Genomic DNA, 18,128 nt, shown 5'->3' with positions numbered 1-18,128 from the left:
TGCCGGCGCGGCACGAATATCTCGCGGGCACCGTCCGGTTCGCGGCGTACACGCGGGCCATCGCCCTGGGACTTCGGCCGGCGACCATATCGTGCGGGTCCGCACGTGAGTACCCCGCGGCGCGCGGTGGCCGTGCGCGCCCACGGCAGCGATAGCGGCGATATCGACCGGTTATGCGATATCCACGCCCTCCGTGTCGTGTTCACGGCGTACATCGGGGCAGGGTCGGCGCACGCGCCGGTGATCGCCGCCCGCCATGCGATCGAACACGACGCCGACGTCGTCCTGGTTCCGGATCTCGGCACCGACGCGGCCCGGTCGCAGCCGTGGCGGGCGGTGACCCGGATCGCGGACCTGATCACCGCCTCGGCGGTGCTCGAATTCGGGTCCTGACCCATCCCTCGTCGCGGTAATCGATACCGCGCCGACCGGATGGCTGCTACCGGGGACTTCCCTGTTCCTATCCCGCGAATCCGCGGGTACGCGAGTCCACTTCTCGATCTCGATTGTCTGGAGTGTGTTCCGTCATGTCTTCTTCCCATGTCTCCGATCGTCGCGTTCTCGTGGTCGGTGCCGGTCCGTCCGGGCTCACCCTCGGTATCGAACTATTGCGCCGGGGTGTGGATGCCCGTGTCATCGACAAGCTGGACGGCCCGGTCACCACCTCGCGGTCGTTCACCGTGCACGCCCGCACGCTGGAGCTCCTCGAATTGGCCGGGGTGGTCGAGGAGTTCCAGGACCGCGGCCTGCGGGGTGAGTGGATGGACTACCACTTCCAGGGTGCCGCGGAGAAGGTGCGCCTGGATTTCACCGGTCTCGACAGCCGCTACCCGTACTACCGGGCATTGAGCCAGCAGGACACCGAGGAGATCCTGCGGCGCCGGTTCACCGGGCTGGGCGGGCTCGTCGACTGGCAGCGTGAGCTCGTCGCCGTCGATATCGGCCCCGGCGGTGCGGTCACCGCGACGGTGCGGGATTCGCGGTCCGGGCGCCTGGAAACAGTGCGACCACACTGGTTGATCGGCTGCGACGGGGTGCACAGCACCGTCGCAGCCACGCTCGGTGCGCCGGCCGATCGGGTCGAGTACGCCGGCACCACGATGCGGATGATGGATGTCCCACTCCGGGCCCGCCCGGACCGGCCGTTGGCGGCCGGGGGCATCGATTACCACATCACCCGTGATCGGATGCTGCTCACGACCGCACTACCGGGCGGTGTGTGGCGAGTGTTGATCAGCGAGACCGGTGACGCGCGGGAGGCCGATATGTCGGTGCCCGCCTTCCAGGCCGCTATCGACGAACACTTCGGTGGCGCAATGCGATTGGGCACCCCGCAATGGTCGTCGGTGTTCCGGACCCGGCGGCGGCTGACGTCCCGGTACCGAAACGGCCGCGTCCTGATCTGCGGGGACGCCGGGCACGAACGCTCCCCGGCCGGTGGGCAGGGGATGAACACCTCGATGCAGGATGCCTTCAATCTGGGGTGGAAACTCGCGGCGGTGGTCCACGGCGACTCCCCGGCCGCGCTGCTGGATTCGTATGAAGCGGAGCGGCGCCCGATCGCCGAACAGGTGAACGCGGGCACCCACGAATTGCATTCGGTGTTGATGAACCACGGGATGCCCCTCGCCGAACGTCTCGCCATGGCCCGCGAACCCGGGTTCACCGACCGTGCGGTCGCCCGGATCTCCGGCCTCGCCTACCGGTATCCGGCGGTCGCAGCCGCACACGCATCATCCGGGCACACGCGATTGGACGGTCTCGGAGCCGGGGACCGCGCGCCGGATGTGGAGATCACCCCGCGGCTGCGCCTGTACGAGAAGCTGCGGCATCCCGGGCATACCCTGCTGATCACCCACCGCGACCCGAACGCGGCCGCACACACCGCGGCGCTGGTCCACCGGTTGTATCCGCAATTCGGCCGCCGGGTGCAACCGGTGGTGATCACTCCACCCGGCCACCACCTGCCTGCCCCGGCCGAGGCGATCACCGCCGACAGCCGCCGGATCCACGAACTCTACGGCGCGCCCGACACCGACGCGCTGTGCCTGATCCGGCCCGACGGCTATCTGGCCTGCCGGACAACCGAGCACCGCAGCCTGCACGCCGCCCTACGCGCGACCTTCGCCTGATCCGCATCCCGGAACCTGCCACCGCAGAACCTGCCTCGCCGTGGCACTCCTCCGGCGCCTGCCCTCGAACCGCCACTTCGCTCGCCTGCCGCATCCCCGCCTGCCGCTCCCACTGGCCACTCCCCCGCCTGCCGCTCCCACCTGTCACTCCCGCACGTGCCGCACCCGCCTGCCTTGTCCTGTCGAGGTCGGTGTCCGGTTCACGGGCCGGTCCGCGCCGAACCCGTGCTGCCGGACCACCACCCCGGTAGCCCCTGTCCTCCGGAAGGAAACTCCCATGCCCTCGTTCCCTCCGCCACCGTCGGTCTCGCTTCCCCGCACCGGATCGTCGACCAGCTGCCCGGTCACACACGGCATCCCCGCCGAGACCGGTCCGCGGGTACCCCTCTACACCCCGGAATTCGCCGCCGACCCCCACGGCGCCTACCGCACAATGCGGAAACAGTTCGGTGATCTCGCACCCGTCGAACTCGCGCGGGGCGTACCGGCCACCCTCGTCCTCGGCTACCACACCGCACACCGCATCCTGCACGACCCCGACCATTTCCCCACCGACCCCCGCACCTGGCAGCACACCGTCCCAGCCGGCTGCCCGGTGCTGCCGATGATGCGCTGGCAGCCCGCGGCCCGGTACAACACCGGGGTCGCGCACACCCGCTACCGGCAGGCGTCCACGGCCGCTATCGACGCCATCGACGGACACGCCATGCACGCGACGGTGGAACACGTGGCAACCCCGTTGATCGACGCGTTCGCTACGTCCGGATCCGCGGAACTGGTCACCGACTACGCCCGGCCCCTCGTCATCACCGTCCTCAACCGGATCATCGGCTGCCCATCCGATATCGGGCAACGAATCGTCACGGGCACGGCCGCCCGCTTCGACACCGTCCGGGCCGCCGACGGCATGAACCTCCTGCACACCGCACTCGCCGAGCTGATCGCGCTCAAACACCGGTGCCCCGGTGACGACGCCACCACCCGCCTACTCACCCATCCCCACCACCTGGATGACGAAGAAGTACTGGCACAGTTGATGAGCTTCTACGGCGCGGGCGGCGTAGCCCAGCCCAACCTGATCACCAACACCATCCTGTTGATGCTCACCGACCCCCGCTTCGGTGGCAGTCTCCTCGGTGGCAGCCTGTCCACCCGCGACGCCCTCGACGAGGTGCTGTTCCACGACCCACCCATCGCAAATTTCTGCACCACCTACCCCCGCACCCCGCTGCTGATCGGTGATACCTGGCTGCCGGCGCAGCAACCCGTGGTGATCAGCCTCGCCGCCGCCAACACCGACCCTGCTCTGACCGGCGGCGACCCCACCGGTAATCGGGCACACCTCGCCTGGAGCGCGGGACCACACGCCTGCCCCGCCCGCACGCTCGCGTACCTGATCGTGCAAGACGCTGTCGATCAGCTCCTGGACGCGGTCCCGGATATGGAGCTCGCGGTCGCGCCCACGGAGTTGGCGTGGCGGCCCGGACCGTTCCACCGGGCGCTCACCGCCCTACCCGTCACCTTCCGGCCCACCCCACCGACCGGCCTCCGCCACGACGCCGGTGACCGCGGATGATCCGGTACTCGCTGGCCGTACATCAAGCCCTCGCGCTCTACGAGTCACAGCTCCGTCAGGCCGGCCCGCATGCCGAACCGCCCCACCCCCGACCTCGACTTGACCACCGCGGCGACTGCTCATCCGACCCGGCCGTCGATTCCATGGACCACGCCCTCGAGGCCCGCACCGCCCACACAAACCCACGCTCGGGCGGTGCGGAGGTATCAGGATAGTTGGGACGGTTGTGCTGTTGATAGCGGATTCGCTATCATCGGTGCGTGGTCGCATCGCGCAAGGTGCCGCTGACAACCGCGGCGAAACTCGTCCTCGACGCACGCACCCGTCGAGGACTTTCCCAGCGTGAACTCGCACAGCGCGCAAAGGTCGCTCAATCGAGCATCGCCAACATCGAGTCCGGTCGCAGACAGCCCTCCGTGGCGATGCTGGAACAGATTCTCGGGGCTGCCGGATTCCAGCTGGATACGGGACTCGTGAACACCGTGCGCCCAAGTGAGCTACTGGAACAGTACCGGGCGGAATTCGTGCGGGTGTTGGACCGGTATCCGGTCGTTCGAGCTTGGGTATTCGGTTCGGTCGCGCGCGGGGAGGATCGTCCGGGGTCCGACCTGGACCTGCTGGTCGAGCTCGACCCCAGCGCCTCGGTCGTCGATATCTTCGAATTGGACGAAGACATCGCCGAAGTTCTCGGTTGCCGAGTTGATGTGGTGACAACCACCGAAGTGGACGGGAATCGGCTACTACATCGCGGAATCGACCGCGATAATCTCCCGCTGGCCTTCGCCGCATGACCGAACGGCGCGTGGACGAGCGGCTACTCTATTTGGGTGCGACGCTCATCGAAATAGCTGATCTATGCGCCAGGGGGCGAGATGCTTACGACTCCGACGTCGCTGTGGCCCGAGCTTGTCAGTTCAGCGTGATCCGCTTGGCTGCCGGTCTCGAGCGGCTGGGAGACGATTGGCTGTCAACTCACCCGAGGGTCCCAATGCGGCTGATCAAAGGGATGCGCAATCGAATCGCACACGACTACTGGTTGATCGACGATGAGATCGTCTGGTCGGTAGTGGAAACACATGCGCCGGAGCTATATCGGCAGCTTGCTTCCGAGATCGAGGGTGCGCGACGCAGATTGGATGACGAGGTCGGTCCAGTGAGTTGACCCGACTCCTCGCCTCAGGTTGTTTCTGCTCAATCGGCCTCGGCCACGACACCGGTGACCGGACCGAAACCGAGGGCTGCTCCCCCGATATAAGGAGAACAACCCTCGGTATTCCGAATAGCTCAGCGGGCGAACAGCAACGCCCGCTTGACCTCCTGGATGGCCTTGGTGACCTCGATACCACGCGGGCAGGCATCCGTGCAGTTGAAGGTGGTGCGGCAGCGCCACACACCGTCGACCTCGTTGAGGATGTCCAGGCGCTCCCGGGCGGCCTCGTCACGGCTGTCGAAGATGAAGCGGTGCGCGTTCACGATCGCGGCCGGGCCGAAGTAGCTGCCGTCGTGCCAGTACACCGGGCAGGACGTGGTGCAGCAGGCACACAGGATGCACTTGGTGGTGTCGTCGAACCGGGCGCGGTCGGCCTGGCTCTGGATCCGCTCGAAGGTCGGCTCGTTACCGGAGGTGATGAGGTACGGCTTCACCGCCCGGAACGCGTCGAAGAACGGTTCCATGTCCACGACCAGGTCCTTCTCGACCGGCAGCCCGCGGATGGGTTCCACGCTGATGGTGACCGGCTTACCACTCTTCGGCAGCATGTCCTTCATCAGGACCTTGCAGGCCAGCCGGTTCACCCCGTTGATCCGCATGGCGTCGGACCCGCACACGCCGTGGGCACAGGAGCGCCGGAAGGTGAGGGTGCCGTCCAGGTAGGACTTGATGTAGATGAGGAGGTTGAGGAAGCGGTCCGTCGGCAGCGCGGGTACCTGGAACGACTCCCAGCGCTGGCCCTGACCGTCCTCCGGGTTGAACCGCGCCACCTTGACGGTGATCATGGTCGAACCCTCGGGGACCGGCGCCGGGTTCGCGGCCGTCGGATTCTCGGCTACAGCGGTCATCAGTACTTACGCTCCATCGGCTCGTAACGGGTCTGCACCACCGGCTTGAAGTCGAGGCGGATATCGGAGAGGAGATCCGCACCCTCCTTGTAAGCCATCGTGTGCCGCATGAAGTTCACGTCGTCGCGGTCCGGGTAATCCTCGCGCGCGTGCCCGCCACGCGACTCCTTGCGGTTGAGCGCCCCGACCACCGTGACTTCGGCCAACTCCAGCAGGAAGCCGAGTTCGACGGCCTCGAGCAGATCGCTGTTGTAGCGTTTGCCCTTGTCCTGGACCGTGATCCGGGCGTAGCGCTCCTTGAGCGCGTGGATATCGGTGAGGGCCTGTTTGAGCGTGTCTTCGGTGCGGAACACCGAGGCATTGTTGTCCATCGACCGCTGCAGTTCGGTGCGGATATCGGCGACCCGCTCGTTGCCGTGGTCGGACAGGATCAGCGCCAGCCAGTCCTGCACCATCTGCGCCGGGTTCTCCGGCATATCGACGAACTCGGCACGGTGCGCGTACTCCGCGGCGGCGATACCGGCGCGGCGGCCGAACACATTGATATCGAGCAGCGAGTTGGTGCCGAGCCGGTTCGCGCCGTGCACCGAGACGCAGGCGCATTCGCCGGCGGCGTACAGGCCGGGCACGATATCGGTGTTGTTCTTCAGCACCTCGCCCTGGATGCGGGTGGGGATACCGCCCATCACGTAGTGGCAGGTGGGGAAGACCGGTACCAGTTCCTTCACCGGGTCCACACCGAGGTAGGTGCGGGCGAACTCGGTGATATCGGGCAACTTCTCCTCGAGCACGTCCTCACCGAGGTGGGTCACGTCGATGTAGACGTAATCCTTGTTCGGTCCGGCGCCGCGACCCTCGAGCACCTCGAGCACCATCGAGCGGGCGACGATATCGCGCGGCGCGAGATCCTTGATGGTGGGCGCGTAGCGCTCCATGAACCGCTCACCGTCGGCGTTGCGCAGGATGCCGCCCTCACCGCGGACCGCCTCGGAGATGAGGATGCCCAGCCCGGCCAAGCCCGTGGGATGGAACTGGTGGAATTCCATATCCTCGAGCGGCAGCCCCTTGCGGAACACGATCGCCATACCGTCACCGGTCAGCGTGTGCGCGTTGGAGGTGGTCTTGTACATCCGGCCCGAACCGCCGGTGGCGAAGACGATCGACTTCGCGTGGAAGACGTGCAGTTCACCGGTGGCGAGCTCGTAGGCGACCACCCCGGTCGCGACCTGGCCGCGATCGGTATCGGTCAGCACCAGGTCCAGCACGTAGAACTCGTTGTAGAACTCGACGTCGTGCTTGACGCAGTTCTGGTACAGCGTCTGCAGGATCATGTGACCGGTCCGGTCGGCGGCGTAGCAGGCGCGCCGGACCGGGGCCTTGCCGTGGTCACGGGTGTGCCCGCCGAAGCGGCGCTGGTCGATCTTGCCCTCGGGCGTGCGGTTGAACGGCAGACCCATCTTCTCCAGGTCCAGCACCGCGTCGATGGCCTCCTTGGCCATGATCTCCGCCGCGTCCTGGTCGACCAGGTAGTCGCCACCCTTGACCGTGTCGAAGGTATGCCACTCCCAGTTGTCCTCTTCGACGTTGGCCAGGGCCGCGCACATACCGCCCTGGGCCGCGCCGGTATGGCTGCGGGTGGGGTACAACTTGGTCAGCACCGCGGTCCGCGCCCGCGGGCCGGCCTCGATGGCCGCCCGCATGCCCGCGCCACCGGCACCGACGATCACGACGTCGTAGCGGTGCTCCTGAACAGGTCGGGCTTCAACGGGTCCGCTGGTTCGTTCGCTGCTCTCACCTGCGGCGTCGGTTCGTTCGCTGCGCTCACTCATGCGAGGTGGCCCGTTCCTAACTGATATTGGGGTCGAAGGTGAAGATGACGTAGGTGCCCACGCCCATGATCAGGATCATCGACAGCACCAGCAGCGTGTTCAGCCAGAACCGGGTCGAATCCTTGCGCGAGTAGTCGGCGATCACGGTGCGCAGACCGTTACCGCCGTGCAGCTGCGCCAGCCACAGCATGGCCAGATCCCAGATCTGCCAGAACGGGCTGGCCCACCGGCCGGCGACGAAGGCGAAGTTCAGTCGTTTCACGCCGCCGTCGAGCAGCAGCATGATGGCCATATGGCCGAGGACCAGCAGGATCAGCGCGACGCCGGAGAAGCGCATGAACAGCCACGCGTACTTCTCGAAGTTCCCGCTGGCGTGCGAACGCGGCGAACGGGGCAGGTCCAGGCTCGCCGGACGGTCGTAGGACTTACCGAGAACAGGTGCAGACATGGCTCAGTGCTCCGTCAACAGTAGGAAGAACATGCGACCGATCGCGGGCACCAGGAGCACCACCAGGAGCCCGATGATGCCCCAGAGCATCTGCTTCTGGTAGCGCGGTCCCTGGGACCAGAAGTCCACCAGGATCACCCGCACACCGTTGAGCGCGTGGAACAGCACACAGAAAACGAGTCCCATCTCCATGAGCGCGACGATCGGCGTCTTGTAGATCTCGATCGCTTCGTCGTACATCTGCGGGCTGACCCGTACGAGCGCGGTGTCCAGGACGTGCACGAAAAGGAAGAAGAAAACCGTGACACCGGTGATCCGGTGCAGGGCCCAGGACCACATTCCGGGGTCGCCTCGGTACAGCGTTTTGCGCTTCGGCTGAGCCGGAGCTTCTATCGTGGCCATAGAGTTTCGGTGCCTCCAACATCGTTGATGGACCCGGTCGCAGATCCCGGCACCGGTGTGGCGGGCCGGATATTCGGTGGCGTACCAACCCGCGGCCGACAGGGACCGACTCCGGGGCCGCTGTCGATAGGGCTCGCCGCCGCCGAACCTGAACCGATCTGTTCTGGACTCTAATCCTCTGACAATCGGGGAACTAATTCGGCGTGCCGCGCGTTTCGCCCAGATCACACAGGTTAGGTTTACCTTCGTAGGGCAGTGAAGAGGTTCCGCGGCGGCTTCGTCGCGCCCTCGATCGCCTACTTCCAGAACCTTCCCGCGACGTCGAATTGTTCCGTAAAACCAAGGTGCGCAACGGATTCCACATCCGGTCCGCAGCGCACGCGCGCACCGCGCGTTTTTCGGCACGCACCCCGGCGCACAATGCCGACCTTGCCATTGCGCGCAGCGGCAATGTGCAAAATGTCTCATTACCAGAGACGAAGTTACTCAAGAGTAGCGGACGGATCGCCGCGACGGGAAAGACTTCCCAGGATTCCCCGGAATTGCGCAGACCGCGCGCCGGCCGGCCCGCCCGCGCGCGCGGAGGAGCCGGGCCCGCCCACCGGCCGCCGCGCCCCGGAGCGGGCCGCCGGTGGAACCACGCCGGGGTCAGTCGCCCTCGTGGATCGAATCGACCCGTAGCCGCACGGCCTCGTAGTTGAAAACGGTCTCGACGATATCGCCGGGCACCCGGCCCAGTAGTGCCTGACTCGCCAGTGCGCTCTGCGGGTACTTGCCGACGGCCGGATCGGCCTCGTGATCGGGCACGATCTGGTACTCCATCCGCACCTCGACCTGGTCGAAGGCGTCGAGCCTGGACAGCAGCAACTTCGAATACACCATGACGATGAGGAACTTCGGAAGCGTCATTCGCACCTTCCTGGTGAGGGGTGCCGGACCGAGCGGCCGGGCACTCTACATATCTCCGAGCGCAACGACGTGTTTCACATTCCCCCGGAACAGCTCGTGCGCGCAGGCGCGCGCCGGACACGGTGATGCGGCAGGCTGGGCCGGGACCCGGATGGGTCGCCCACGGACGCGGGAGCAGCTATGGATATCGACTGGAATCTTCTTCGCACCAGCGCGCACACCGCCATGCGACGCGCCTATGCCCCCTACTCCCGTTTTCCGGTCGGCGCGGCCGGTTGGGACGGCAACACGATCTCGGTCGGGTGCAATGTCGAGAACGTGTCCTACGGGCTGGGGCTCTGCGCGGAATGCGTGCTGGCCGGCAACAACATAACCGCGGGCGGCGGCCGGTTGCTCGCTGTCTCGGTCTGCGATTCGCGGGGCGCGATCCTGCTGCCCTGTGGCCGCTGCCGCCAGGTGCTCCACGAATTCGGCGGGAAGGAACTGCTCGTCGACCACCTCGACGGGCCGGTGCCCCTCGGCCGGCTGCTGGCGGACGCCTTCGGCCCCGACGACCTCGCCGCCGGCCGGACACCCCCCGCATCGAGTTGACGCCGCCGGGCCGGGAGCGCGCCGATACCGGCCCACACTTCGGCCGGCGTACGACCGATCCGGTGGTGGCCGGGCGTGTCCGTCGGCAGGCAGACGTGCGCCACCGGTGCGGCCGTCGCCGTGCGAGGTGATCGGTAGCCGACGAAGCGCGCGGCCGCCCTGCCGGTACCGGACGGCCGTGGAATCCCGGCGGGCCCGAACGGGTTGGTCCGGGTATGACAGTTCCCCTCTCCGTGCTCGACCTGGCCGCCGTCGCCGCCGATGGATCACATCGGCAGGCGCTCGCCGACACCCTGACCGTCGCCCGCGAGGCCGAGCGATTGGGGTACCGCCGGTTCTGGGTGGCCGAGCACCACGGCATGCCGGGTATCGCGAGCTCGGCGCCGCCGGTGCTGATCGCCGGGGTGGCCGCGGCGACCGAGCGGATCCGGGTGGGTTCCGGCGGGGTGATGCTGCCCAACCATTCCTCGCTGGTGGTCGCCGAACAGTTCGGCACCCTGGTGGCGCTCTACGGTGACCGCATCGACCTGGGGCTGGGCCGGGCCGCCGGTACCGATCCGCTCATCTCGGCCACCATCCGGCGCGGCGCGGCGGCCGAGGCGGTGGAGGACTTCCCGAAACAGGTGGTGGAACTGCTCGCCTACTTCGGAACGATTCCGCCGTTGCGCGGCGGGCAGGGCGATCGTATCCAGGCGGTGCCCGGTAAGGGCGACGTCCCCGAGATATGGCTGCTGGGTTCCAGTGATTTCAGTGCCCGTCTGGCGGCGATGATGGGCCTGCCGTTCGCGTTCGCCCATCACTTCGCGGGGGGCCGCAACACCCCGCTGGTGTTCGAGCTGTACCGCAGCGAGTTCCGACCCTCCGAGGTGCTCAGCGAACCGCATTCGATGCTCGCCGTGGCGACCGTGGTCGCCGACTCCGCCGCGGAGGCCCGCCGCCGTACCCTGCCGCAGAGCCTGGTCCAGCTGCGGATGCGCACCGGTCAGCTGCCGCAGCGGATACCGACCCTGGCCGAGGCGGAGGAGTATCCCTGGTCGGATGCGGAGAACGCCTTCGTCGACGACCGCAACGCCGACCAGGCGATCGGCACCCGCGAGCAGGTCCTCGACCGGCTCGACACGCTGGTGAAGGACACCGGAGCGGACGAGATCATCGTGACCCCCACGGGGCCCACGGTGCAGCACCGCCTCGAGACCCTGCGGGCGCTCCAGGATTAATGCCCGGCCCCACCGGGCGGCCGGTCCGCCGTGAGGTGCACCTCGGTCGGGTAGGCGAGGCCCGCGGACCACAGCGGGCCCGGCTCGGCGCACCCGGCACCAGCGCCGCGGCGGTGCCAGACTGGTGGCGTGACGGCACACGACGCGGTATCGATCATCGGGGCCAAACGCGACGGCGGCGAACTGTCCGACGCGCAGATCGACTGGGCCATAGCCGCCTTCACCCGCGGCGAGATGGCCGACGAGCAGATGGCGGCGCTGGCCATGGCGATCGTGCTGCGCGGGATGAACCGGCGCGAGACCGCGCGCTGGACCGAGGCGATGCTGCGATCGGGCCGGCGACTGGATTTCACCGATCTCCCGCGGCCGACGGTCGACAAGCATTCCACCGGCGGCGTGGGTGACAAGATCACCCTGCCGCTGGCTCCGCTGGTCGCCGCCTGTGGCGCGGCGGTACCGCAGCTGTCCGGCCGTGGACTGGGATACACCGGCGGCACGCTGGACAAACTGGAATCGATCCCGGGCTGGCGGGCCGATATCGACCCGGCCCGGATGCGCGAGATCCTCACCGACCCGGCCGCGGGCTGCGTGGTCTGTGCGGCCGGCGCCGATCTCGCGCCCGCCGACAAACGCCTCTACGCCCTGCGCGACACCACCGGCACGGTCGAATCCATTCCGCTGATCGCCAGTTCGATCATGAGCAAGAAGATCGCCGAGGGCACCGCCGCCCTGGTGCTGGATGTGAAGGTCGGGTCCGGGGCGTTCATGCGCACCCGAGACGAGGCCCATGCGCTGGCCACCGCCATGGTCGAACTCGGCGCCGACGCGGGCGTGCGGACCGTGGCCCTGCTCACCGCCATGGACACCCCGCTGGGCCGCACCGCGGGCAACGCGCTCGAGGTCACCGAGGCCGTCGAAGTCCTCGCGGGTGGCGGACCGGCCGATATCGTCGAATTGACGGTGGCGCTGGCGCGCGAGATGGTCGTGCTGGCGGGTCTGGACACCGATCCCGCCGACGCACTCGTCGACGGACGCGCCATGGACCACTGGACCGCGATGATCCGTGCCCAGGGTGGCGACCCGGCCGCCCCACTACCGAAGGCCGCGCACACCGAAACGCTGTCCGCCCCGGCCTCGGGAACCCTGACCCACCTCGATGCGCGTGGGGTCGGTATCGCCACCTGGCGACTGGGCGCCGGCCGCGCCCGGCAGGGCGACCCGGTCCAGGCCGCCGCGGGTGTGCGGTGGCATGCGGGCCCCGGCGATCGGGTCACCGCCGGACAACCGCTGCTCACCCTGCACACCGACACCCCGGAAGCGTTCCCGCGCGCATTCGAGGCCTTGGCCGAGGCGATCACCGTCGAGACCGGACCCACCGACCGGCCCGCCCTCGGCCCGCTCGTCCTCGACCGGGTCGCCGGCGACGCGCCCCGCCCGGTCCGGCCCGGGTGCCGCGCACAACCATCCGCATCCGGCCGCTGACCACGAAGGGAATTCGAGGTGAGCGCCCGCCGAAGAGGTGGAACGTTTCGGGCCGTCCGGCTGACCGCCGCGACATTCGGCGATACCGTCGGCATATGACCGGACCTCTGCCGCTGGATCTCGCCACACTGCGCCGGGCACCGAAGGCGCTGCTGCACGATCATCTCGACGGCGGTCTACGACCCGCCACCGTGCTCGAACTGGCCGCGGACTGCGGATACGACCGGCTTCCCGCGACCGATGCCGAAGCCCTGGCGCGCTGGTTCCGGGACGCGGCCGACAGCGGCTCGCTGGAACGCTATCTGGAGACCTTCACCCATACGGTCGCGGTCATGCAGACCCCGCGGGGATTGCACCGGGTGGCCCGCGAATGCGCCGAGGATCTGGCCGCGGACGGGGTCGTCTATGCCGAGGTGCGGTTCGCGCCCGAACAACACCTCGAAAAGGATCTCACCCTCGACGAGGTGGTCGAACACGTATTGGCCGGGTTCGCCGCGGGCGAGGCGGCCGCCGCCGCGGCCGGACAGCCCATCGTGGTGCGCTGTCTGCTGACCGCCATGCGGCACGCGGCGCGGTCCCGGGAGATCGCGGAACTGGCGATCCGCTTCCGTGACCGGGGTGTGTGCGGTTTCGATATCGCGGGCGCGGAGGCCGGATACCCGCCCACCCGACATCTGGACGCCTTCGAGTACATGCGGGTCAACAACGCGCATTTCACCATCCACGCCGGTGAGGCCTTCGGTCTGCCGTCCATTCACGAGGCGCTGGCGTTCTGTGGCTGCGACCGGCTCGGGCACGGTGTCCGGATCGTCGACGATATCGAGGTGCCGGGTGCGGTCGGGGACGCCCGGCTCGGCCGGCTGGCGGCCTATGTGCGTGACACCCGTGTACCGCTCGAACTGTGCCCCTCGTCGAACGTGCAGACCGGCGCGGTGCCCTCACTGGACAAACACCCGTTCGACCTGCTCGCTCGGCTGCGCTTCCGGGTCACGGTGAACACCGACAACCGACTGATGAGCGACACCAGCATGAGCCGGGAGATGCTCAAACTGCACCAGACCTTCGGCTACGGCTGGAGCGATCTGGAACGGTTCACCATCAACGCGATGAAATCGGCGTTCATCCCGTTCCCGGAGCGGCTGCGGATCATCGACGACATCATCAAACCGGGATACGCGGTACTGCTGGGCTGAACCGGCGAATACCGGTCGGTCCGGAAACCAGCGGTGGGAGCCCGTGCCGCACGTCTCGCGCGCCGGGATTCTAGGCTCGGCGTCGATATGTACAACAGGTTGCTACACCAGCGCACCACCCGCCTCCTGGGTTCGGTGCTCACCGCCGCGGTTCTCGCGGCCGGACCGCTCACCGTCTGCGGGAGCGCGGCAGCGCAGCCCGCGCCACCCACCACTACTCCCTTCACCACCCCGGTCACCGATACGTGCCCGCAGAAGACACAACCACCACCGGCGATCGACTCCTCGGAAGTTCCGGAACCCGGCAAACCGGCGCCGACACCACTGTCGGTCCCGGACTCCCCGATCGGCGGGAAACGACTCGGCGAATGCGGCGTGGTTCTGCCCACCGGCGCGCCGGCGCTGCCCGCCGATATCTCCGCGACCGCCTGGATGGTCTCCGACCTGGACACCGGCGCCGTCCTGGCCACCAAGGACCCACACGGCCGGTACCGCCCGGCCAGCACCATCAAGGTACTGCTGTCCATCGTCGCGCTGCGCACCCTGGACCTCGACAAGGTCGTCGTGGGCACCCAGGCCGACGCCGATGTCGAGGGCACCAGGGTCGGGGTCGGTCCCGGCGGCCGCTACAGCAACCGGCAGTTGCTGCACGCCCTGGTGATGGCGTCGGGTAACGACGCCGCGCACGCGCTGGCCGCTCAACTGGGCGGCGACGAGGTGGCGGTGGTGAAGATGAACGACCTCGCCGAATCACTGCACGCCTACGACACCCGCGCGGCCACACCCTCCGGTCTGGACGGGCCCGGCATGAGCACCTCCGCCTACGATCTGTCGCTGCTGTTCCGGGAAGCCATGCAGATCCCGCTGTTCGCGGAGATGATCGGCACCGAACAGTTCGACTTTCCCGGCTACCCACCGGACCCGCGCATCCCCGACGACCAGGACCATCCCGGCTTCCCGATCGCGAACGACAACGGACTGCTCTACAACTATCCGGGGGCACTGGGCGGAAAGACCGGTTACACCGACGACGCCCGCCAGACCTTCGTCGCCGCCGCCGAACGCGACGGCCGCAGGCTGGCGGTCACCCTGCTCCAGGCCGATGTGCTGCCGATCCGCCCGTGGGAGCAGGCGGCCCGGTTGCTCGACTACGGCTTCGCGCTCGGCCCGGGCGCGCAGGTCGGCGATATCCCCGGTGACGATGACGAATCGGTGGTCGCCGCACCGGGGCTCGCGGTACCGCCGGCGGAGGACTCGGTGGCGTATTCGGCGCAGGGCCCGGGCGGCGGTGACTTCGACGAACTGTGGATGCTGCTCATGGTCGGAGGGCTGATCCTGGTGCCGATCCTGCTCCTCGGCACCTGGCATGTACGCACCCGTCAGCGTTGACCCGAGTCTTCTACGAATAACACCGGCCGGCCGGGGGTCCCTCACCGTCCCCCGGCCGGCCCGAACTCAGTCCGCAGTGAAGAAATCGCCGGCCCGCTTGCGCACTTCGGTGCACCGGAAATCCAGTTCGGCCTGCGGGATGAATATGGCCTCGCCGAGCGAGAAGAGGACGAATCCGATAATGCGCACGGTCCAGCTCGAGCCGGCGCCGCAGACCGCGAGCCCGGGCCCGGGCCCGGTGACGAAGATCCCCGACCCCAGCGCGTAATTCCACTTCAGCCGGGCCGTCAGCGTACTGATCGGCAGCTCGAAGAAGATGATGAAAAGCGAATTGATGACGAGCAGGACACTGTAGAGCCGGCCGCCGTCGGATACCTTCTCGACCGACAGGGGAAGCCCACTCATACTCTGCGCGTAGACCGCCATGGCCGTGCCGAATACCACGATCACCGCCCACAGGCCCGAAACGCGGGACGGGTCGTACGACACCGCCGCGGCGGAATCGGAGATGAGGTCGGGCGCGTTCCGTTCCCGCGCCACCGCCAGCGCCTCGGCACCGCGGAGTCTGGCGCGTTCGGAGAACAGGAACGCGCCGGTGCCCGCCGACCCGAGCGCGGACAGGAAGAACAGCATCGAGAAGTTGTGTTCGCCCACCGCCGAAACCATGATCGGAGCCACCGTGACGCCGCTACTGGCGCCGCTCAGCCGCGCCGGCGGCGGCGCAGCCGGGTGATTCCCAGTGTGGCGAGCGCACCCGCGCCGAACAGCGCGGCACCACCGACCATCCCCGGCCGGCCGCTGTCCATTCGCGGCCGGATCAGCGCCGGGGCGGGGACCGGAACCGAGGCCGATTGCTCGTTCTCCCGCGCGGTCGCCGCCCAGGCCGTGGCGAACAGAATGATCCGATAGACCACATAACTGAACACCATGATGCCGATGATCGAACCGAAGGCGGCACCGGCCGGGCTGTTCAGCACCGACCTCATATAGATCCCGGCGATGTTCTTGAAGATCTCGAAGCCCACTGCCGCCAGCGCCGCGGCCTTCAGGGCGCTGCGCAGGGTGACCGGTTCGCGGGGCAGCCGGGCGATGATCCAGGCGAACAGCGCCCATGAGGCCACCATGGCGAGCACCGTGGACAGCAGCCACAGCAGCAAGCGCACCCCGGGCATCTCGTCGAGCCCCACCAGTTCGAGCAACTGCACGCCGAGCCGGCTCGACGCCACCGCCGACAACCCGAGCGACACCACCAGGGCGAGAAAAAGCCCCAGCAGCGCACCCAGGTCCGAGAATTTGGTGCGCAGCCAGTTGTCCCCGTCCGAGGGCTGCTCCCACTGTTCGGTGAGCGCTTTGCGCAGGTTCGCCATCCAGCCGAGACCCGAGTACAGCCCGGTGAGCAGGCCGAGCACACCGACCGTCCCGCGCGAATTCACCGCCTGGTCGATCAAGTCGTTGAGCTGATCGCCCATCTCACCCGGGATGTTCTCGACAACCTTCTCCTGCAGTTGGCTCAGCAGGTCGGCATTGCCCGCGAGCACGAAACCCGCGATGGCGAAGGCGATCATCAGCAGCGGGAACAGCGAGAGCACAGTGAAATAGGTGATCCCGGCCGCGTAGTAGTCGCCGCGCTGGCTCTGATATCTACCGGCCGCGCGCACCAGGTGGTCGAGCCACGGCCGCTGTCCGATCATGCGCTGGACTGCGGCCTTGCCGTTGTCGATCACCTGCACTGTTCGCGCCCCTCATCGCCACACGCACGGCCGCGGACCGGTATCAGTGGGTCAGGAAGCCGACCCGGTCGTAAACCTGTGCGAGAGTGTTGCCGGCGATCTCGCGCGCACGCTCGGCTCCCGTGGCGAGTATGCGATCGAGTTCACCCTGATCCGCCATGTACTCTTCCACTTTCGCACGCAGCGGCGTGACAAATTCGACCAGTGCGTCGGCAACGTCGACTTTCAGGTCGCCGTACCCGCGACCGGCATACCCCTTCTCCAGCGTCACGATCGGTGTCTCGGTCAGCGCCGACAGGATCACCAGCAGATTGCTGACCCCCGGCTTGTGCTCGACGTCGTAGCGGATCTCACGCTCGGTATCGGTAACCGCCGAGCGCACCTTCTTCGCCGTCACCCCGGGGTCGTCGAGAAGGTTGATCAGCCCCGCGTCCGAACTCGCGGATTTGCTCATCTTCGCGGTGGGATCCTGCAGGTCGTAGATCTTCGCGGTGCCCTTGACGATATGAGCTTCCGGGACCACGAAGGTCTTCTTGAACCGGGTGTTGAACCGCTGGGCGAGGTTACGGGTGAGCTCGAGATGCTGGCGCTGATCCTCCCCCACCGGCACCTGATTGGCCCGGTAGAGCAGGATATCGGCCGCCATGAGCACCGGATAGGTGAACAGGCCGACAGTGGTGTTCTCCGCCCCCTGTTTCACCGATTTGTCCTTGAACTGGGTCATCCGGCTCGCCTCGCCGAACCCGGTGATGCAGTTCAGCACCCAGGTCAGTTCGGCGTGCTCGGGCACCTGGGACTGCACGAACAGGGTCGAGCGCTCGGGGTCGATACCCAGCGCCAGCAACTGCGCCGCGGCGACCCGGGTGCGGCGGCGCAGTTCCTTGGGATCCTGCGCCACCGTGATCGCGTGCATATTCGGGATGAAGTACAGCGTGTCGTATTCGTCCTGCATGTTCACCCAGTACTGCAGAGCACCGAGATAGTTCCCGAGGTGGAACGAGGCACTGGTCGGCTGGATACCGGAAAGCACCCGCTGTTTACGTTCCCCGGTGGCCGGGGTCTGCGCAGGACTGGACATGCCCCGATCTTCGCATGCGGCTCGTGCCGAATTTCGCTCCGCCCGCAGTATCCATCGAGCACGAGCGAGAGCCCTCCATGGTTACGCTGCGCTA

General features: G+C 67.6%; 18 protein-coding genes. 10 read left to right on the top strand and 8 right to left on the bottom strand.

What is annotated here, in order from left to right; all coding sequences use genetic code 11:
- Positions 1-105: 105 nt before the first annotated feature.
- From NGR01S_RS09135 to NGR01S_RS09115, 5 genes are all read left to right on the top strand, one after another.
- Positions 106-393 carry a hypothetical protein gene (locus NGR01S_RS09135; RefSeq protein WP_063035753.1) on the top strand — a complete coding sequence of 96 codons (288 nt, stop codon included), beginning with the start codon at positions 106-108 and terminating at the stop codon, positions 391-393.
- 134 nt (positions 394-527) lie between these two features.
- On the top strand, positions 528-2,132 hold the full coding sequence (locus NGR01S_RS09130) for an FAD-dependent monooxygenase (protein ID WP_084480579.1): 1,605 nt from the start codon (positions 528-530) through the stop codon (positions 2,130-2,132).
- 277 nt (positions 2,133-2,409) lie between these two features.
- Positions 2,410-3,708 (top strand): cytochrome P450 family protein, encoded by a 1,299-nt coding sequence (locus NGR01S_RS09125; RefSeq protein WP_063035751.1) that lies wholly within the window; start codon positions 2,410-2,412, stop codon positions 3,706-3,708.
- Positions 3,709-3,968: 260 nt separating this feature from the next.
- Positions 3,969-4,499, top strand: coding sequence for an XRE family transcriptional regulator (locus NGR01S_RS09120; RefSeq protein ID WP_084480577.1), 531 nt, complete (start codon positions 3,969-3,971; stop codon positions 4,497-4,499).
- Positions 4,496-4,870 (top strand): HepT-like ribonuclease domain-containing protein, encoded by a 375-nt coding sequence (locus tag NGR01S_RS09115; protein ID WP_063035750.1) that lies wholly within the window; start codon positions 4,496-4,498, stop codon positions 4,868-4,870. The genes NGR01S_RS09120 and NGR01S_RS09115 overlap by 4 nt, the downstream gene beginning before the upstream one ends.
- Before the next feature lie 122 nt (positions 4,871-4,992).
- Here NGR01S_RS09115 and NGR01S_RS09110 read toward each other — a convergent pair whose 3' ends face one another.
- The 5 genes from NGR01S_RS09110 to NGR01S_RS09090 form a co-directional block, all read right to left on the bottom strand.
- Positions 4,993-5,766 (bottom strand): succinate dehydrogenase iron-sulfur subunit, encoded by a 774-nt coding sequence (locus NGR01S_RS09110; protein ID WP_063035749.1) that lies wholly within the window; start codon positions 5,764-5,766, stop codon positions 4,993-4,995.
- Complete coding sequence (sdhA, locus tag NGR01S_RS09105) at positions 5,766-7,595, bottom strand: succinate dehydrogenase flavoprotein subunit (RefSeq protein WP_084480575.1); 1,830 nt, start codon at positions 7,593-7,595, stop codon at positions 5,766-5,768. The genes NGR01S_RS09110 and sdhA overlap by 1 nt, the downstream gene beginning before the upstream one ends.
- A gap of 16 nt (positions 7,596-7,611) precedes the next feature.
- Positions 7,612-8,043 (bottom strand): succinate dehydrogenase hydrophobic membrane anchor subunit, encoded by a 432-nt coding sequence (locus NGR01S_RS09100; RefSeq protein ID WP_063035748.1) that lies wholly within the window; start codon positions 8,041-8,043, stop codon positions 7,612-7,614.
- Positions 8,044-8,046: 3 nt separating this feature from the next.
- Positions 8,047-8,445, bottom strand: coding sequence for a succinate dehydrogenase, cytochrome b556 subunit (gene sdhC / locus NGR01S_RS09095; RefSeq protein ID WP_084480572.1), 399 nt, complete (start codon positions 8,443-8,445; stop codon positions 8,047-8,049).
- Between the two features lie 648 nt (positions 8,446-9,093).
- A complete protein-coding gene (locus tag NGR01S_RS09090) occupies positions 9,094-9,354 on the bottom strand; it encodes a GreA/GreB family elongation factor (protein ID WP_063035746.1) in 261 nt (86 codons plus the stop codon).
- Positions 9,355-9,534: 180 nt separating this feature from the next.
- On the opposite strand from NGR01S_RS09090, the gene NGR01S_RS09085 reads away from it, so the two are divergent.
- The 5 genes from NGR01S_RS09085 (at position 9,535) to NGR01S_RS09065 (ending at position 15,226) form a co-directional block, all read left to right on the top strand.
- Complete coding sequence (locus tag NGR01S_RS09085; RefSeq protein WP_063035745.1) at positions 9,535-9,945, top strand: cytidine deaminase; 411 nt, start codon at positions 9,535-9,537, stop codon at positions 9,943-9,945.
- Between the two features lie 215 nt (positions 9,946-10,160).
- Complete coding sequence (locus tag NGR01S_RS09080) at positions 10,161-11,162, top strand: LLM class flavin-dependent oxidoreductase (RefSeq protein WP_063035744.1); 1,002 nt, start codon at positions 10,161-10,163, stop codon at positions 11,160-11,162.
- Positions 11,163-11,291: 129 nt separating this feature from the next.
- Positions 11,292-12,644 (top strand): thymidine phosphorylase, encoded by a 1,353-nt coding sequence (locus NGR01S_RS09075; protein WP_063035743.1) that lies wholly within the window; start codon positions 11,292-11,294, stop codon positions 12,642-12,644.
- A gap of 95 nt (positions 12,645-12,739) precedes the next feature.
- Positions 12,740-13,837: an adenosine deaminase gene (locus NGR01S_RS09070; protein WP_063035742.1), complete on the top strand. Its 1,098-nt coding sequence runs from the start codon at positions 12,740-12,742 to the stop codon at positions 13,835-13,837.
- 87 nt (positions 13,838-13,924) lie between these two features.
- Positions 13,925-15,226 carry a D-alanyl-D-alanine carboxypeptidase family protein gene (locus NGR01S_RS09065; RefSeq protein WP_063035741.1) on the top strand — a complete coding sequence of 434 codons (1,302 nt, stop codon included), beginning with the start codon at positions 13,925-13,927 and terminating at the stop codon, positions 15,224-15,226.
- A gap of 66 nt (positions 15,227-15,292) precedes the next feature.
- On the opposite strand, the gene NGR01S_RS09060 is transcribed toward NGR01S_RS09065, so the two are convergent.
- From NGR01S_RS09060 to trpS, 3 genes are read right to left on the bottom strand one after another with little or no spacing between them, the layout of a single operon-like run.
- Positions 15,293-15,892: an MFS transporter gene (locus NGR01S_RS09060; RefSeq protein ID WP_063035740.1), complete on the bottom strand. Its 600-nt coding sequence runs from the start codon at positions 15,890-15,892 to the stop codon at positions 15,293-15,295.
- Between the two features lie 35 nt (positions 15,893-15,927).
- Positions 15,928-16,956, bottom strand: coding sequence for an inner membrane protein YhjD (yhjD, locus tag NGR01S_RS09055; RefSeq protein ID WP_245664502.1), 1,029 nt, complete (start codon positions 16,954-16,956; stop codon positions 15,928-15,930).
- A 43-nt stretch (positions 16,957-16,999) separates the two neighbouring features.
- Positions 17,000-18,034, bottom strand: coding sequence for a tryptophan--tRNA ligase (trpS, locus tag NGR01S_RS09050; RefSeq protein WP_063035739.1), 1,035 nt, complete (start codon positions 18,032-18,034; stop codon positions 17,000-17,002).
- Positions 18,035-18,128: the final 94 nt, after the last annotated feature.

This window comes from Nocardia grenadensis NBRC 108939 (assembly GCF_001613445.1).
GTDB classification, from domain to species: Bacteria; Actinomycetota; Actinomycetes; order Mycobacteriales; family Mycobacteriaceae; genus Nocardia; species Nocardia grenadensis.
Note: the sequence above shows the minus strand (reverse complement) of the source record. Positions and strands in the feature narration are given on the sequence as shown.

Bases quoted from the DNA above. Each gene is read 5' to 3' on its own strand.
- NGR01S_RS09130 (WP_084480579.1), top strand. From the start codon at position 528: ATGTCTTCTTCCCATGTCTCCGATCGTCGCGTTCTCGTGGTCGGTGCC.
- NGR01S_RS09125 (WP_063035751.1), top strand. From the start codon at position 2,410: ATGCCCTCGTTCCCTCCGCCACCGTCGGTCTCGCTTCCCCGCACCGGA.
- NGR01S_RS09115 (WP_063035750.1), top strand. From the start codon at position 4,496: ATGACCGAACGGCGCGTGGACGAGCGGCTACTCTATTTGGGTGCGACG.
- NGR01S_RS09110 (WP_063035749.1), bottom strand. From the start codon at position 5,766: ATGACCGCTGTAGCCGAGAATCCGACGGCCGCGAACCCGGCGCCGGTC.
- sdhA (WP_084480575.1), bottom strand. From the start codon at position 7,595: ATGAGTGAGCGCAGCGAACGAACCGACGCCGCAGGTGAGAGCAGCGAA.
- NGR01S_RS09100 (WP_063035748.1), bottom strand. From the start codon at position 8,043: ATGTCTGCACCTGTTCTCGGTAAGTCCTACGACCGTCCGGCGAGCCTG.
- sdhC (WP_084480572.1), bottom strand. From the start codon at position 8,445: ATGGCCACGATAGAAGCTCCGGCTCAGCCGAAGCGCAAAACGCTGTAC.
- NGR01S_RS09090 (WP_063035746.1), bottom strand. From the start codon at position 9,354: ATGACGCTTCCGAAGTTCCTCATCGTCATGGTGTATTCGAAGTTGCTG.
- NGR01S_RS09085 (WP_063035745.1), top strand. From the start codon at position 9,535: ATGGATATCGACTGGAATCTTCTTCGCACCAGCGCGCACACCGCCATG.
- NGR01S_RS09080 (WP_063035744.1), top strand. From the start codon at position 10,161: ATGACAGTTCCCCTCTCCGTGCTCGACCTGGCCGCCGTCGCCGCCGAT.
- NGR01S_RS09070 (WP_063035742.1), top strand. From the start codon at position 12,740: ATGACCGGACCTCTGCCGCTGGATCTCGCCACACTGCGCCGGGCACCG.
- NGR01S_RS09065 (WP_063035741.1), top strand. From the start codon at position 13,925: ATGTACAACAGGTTGCTACACCAGCGCACCACCCGCCTCCTGGGTTCG.
- NGR01S_RS09060 (WP_063035740.1), bottom strand. From the start codon at position 15,892: ATGGTTTCGGCGGTGGGCGAACACAACTTCTCGATGCTGTTCTTCCTG.
- trpS (WP_063035739.1), bottom strand. From the start codon at position 18,034: ATGTCCAGTCCTGCGCAGACCCCGGCCACCGGGGAACGTAAACAGCGG.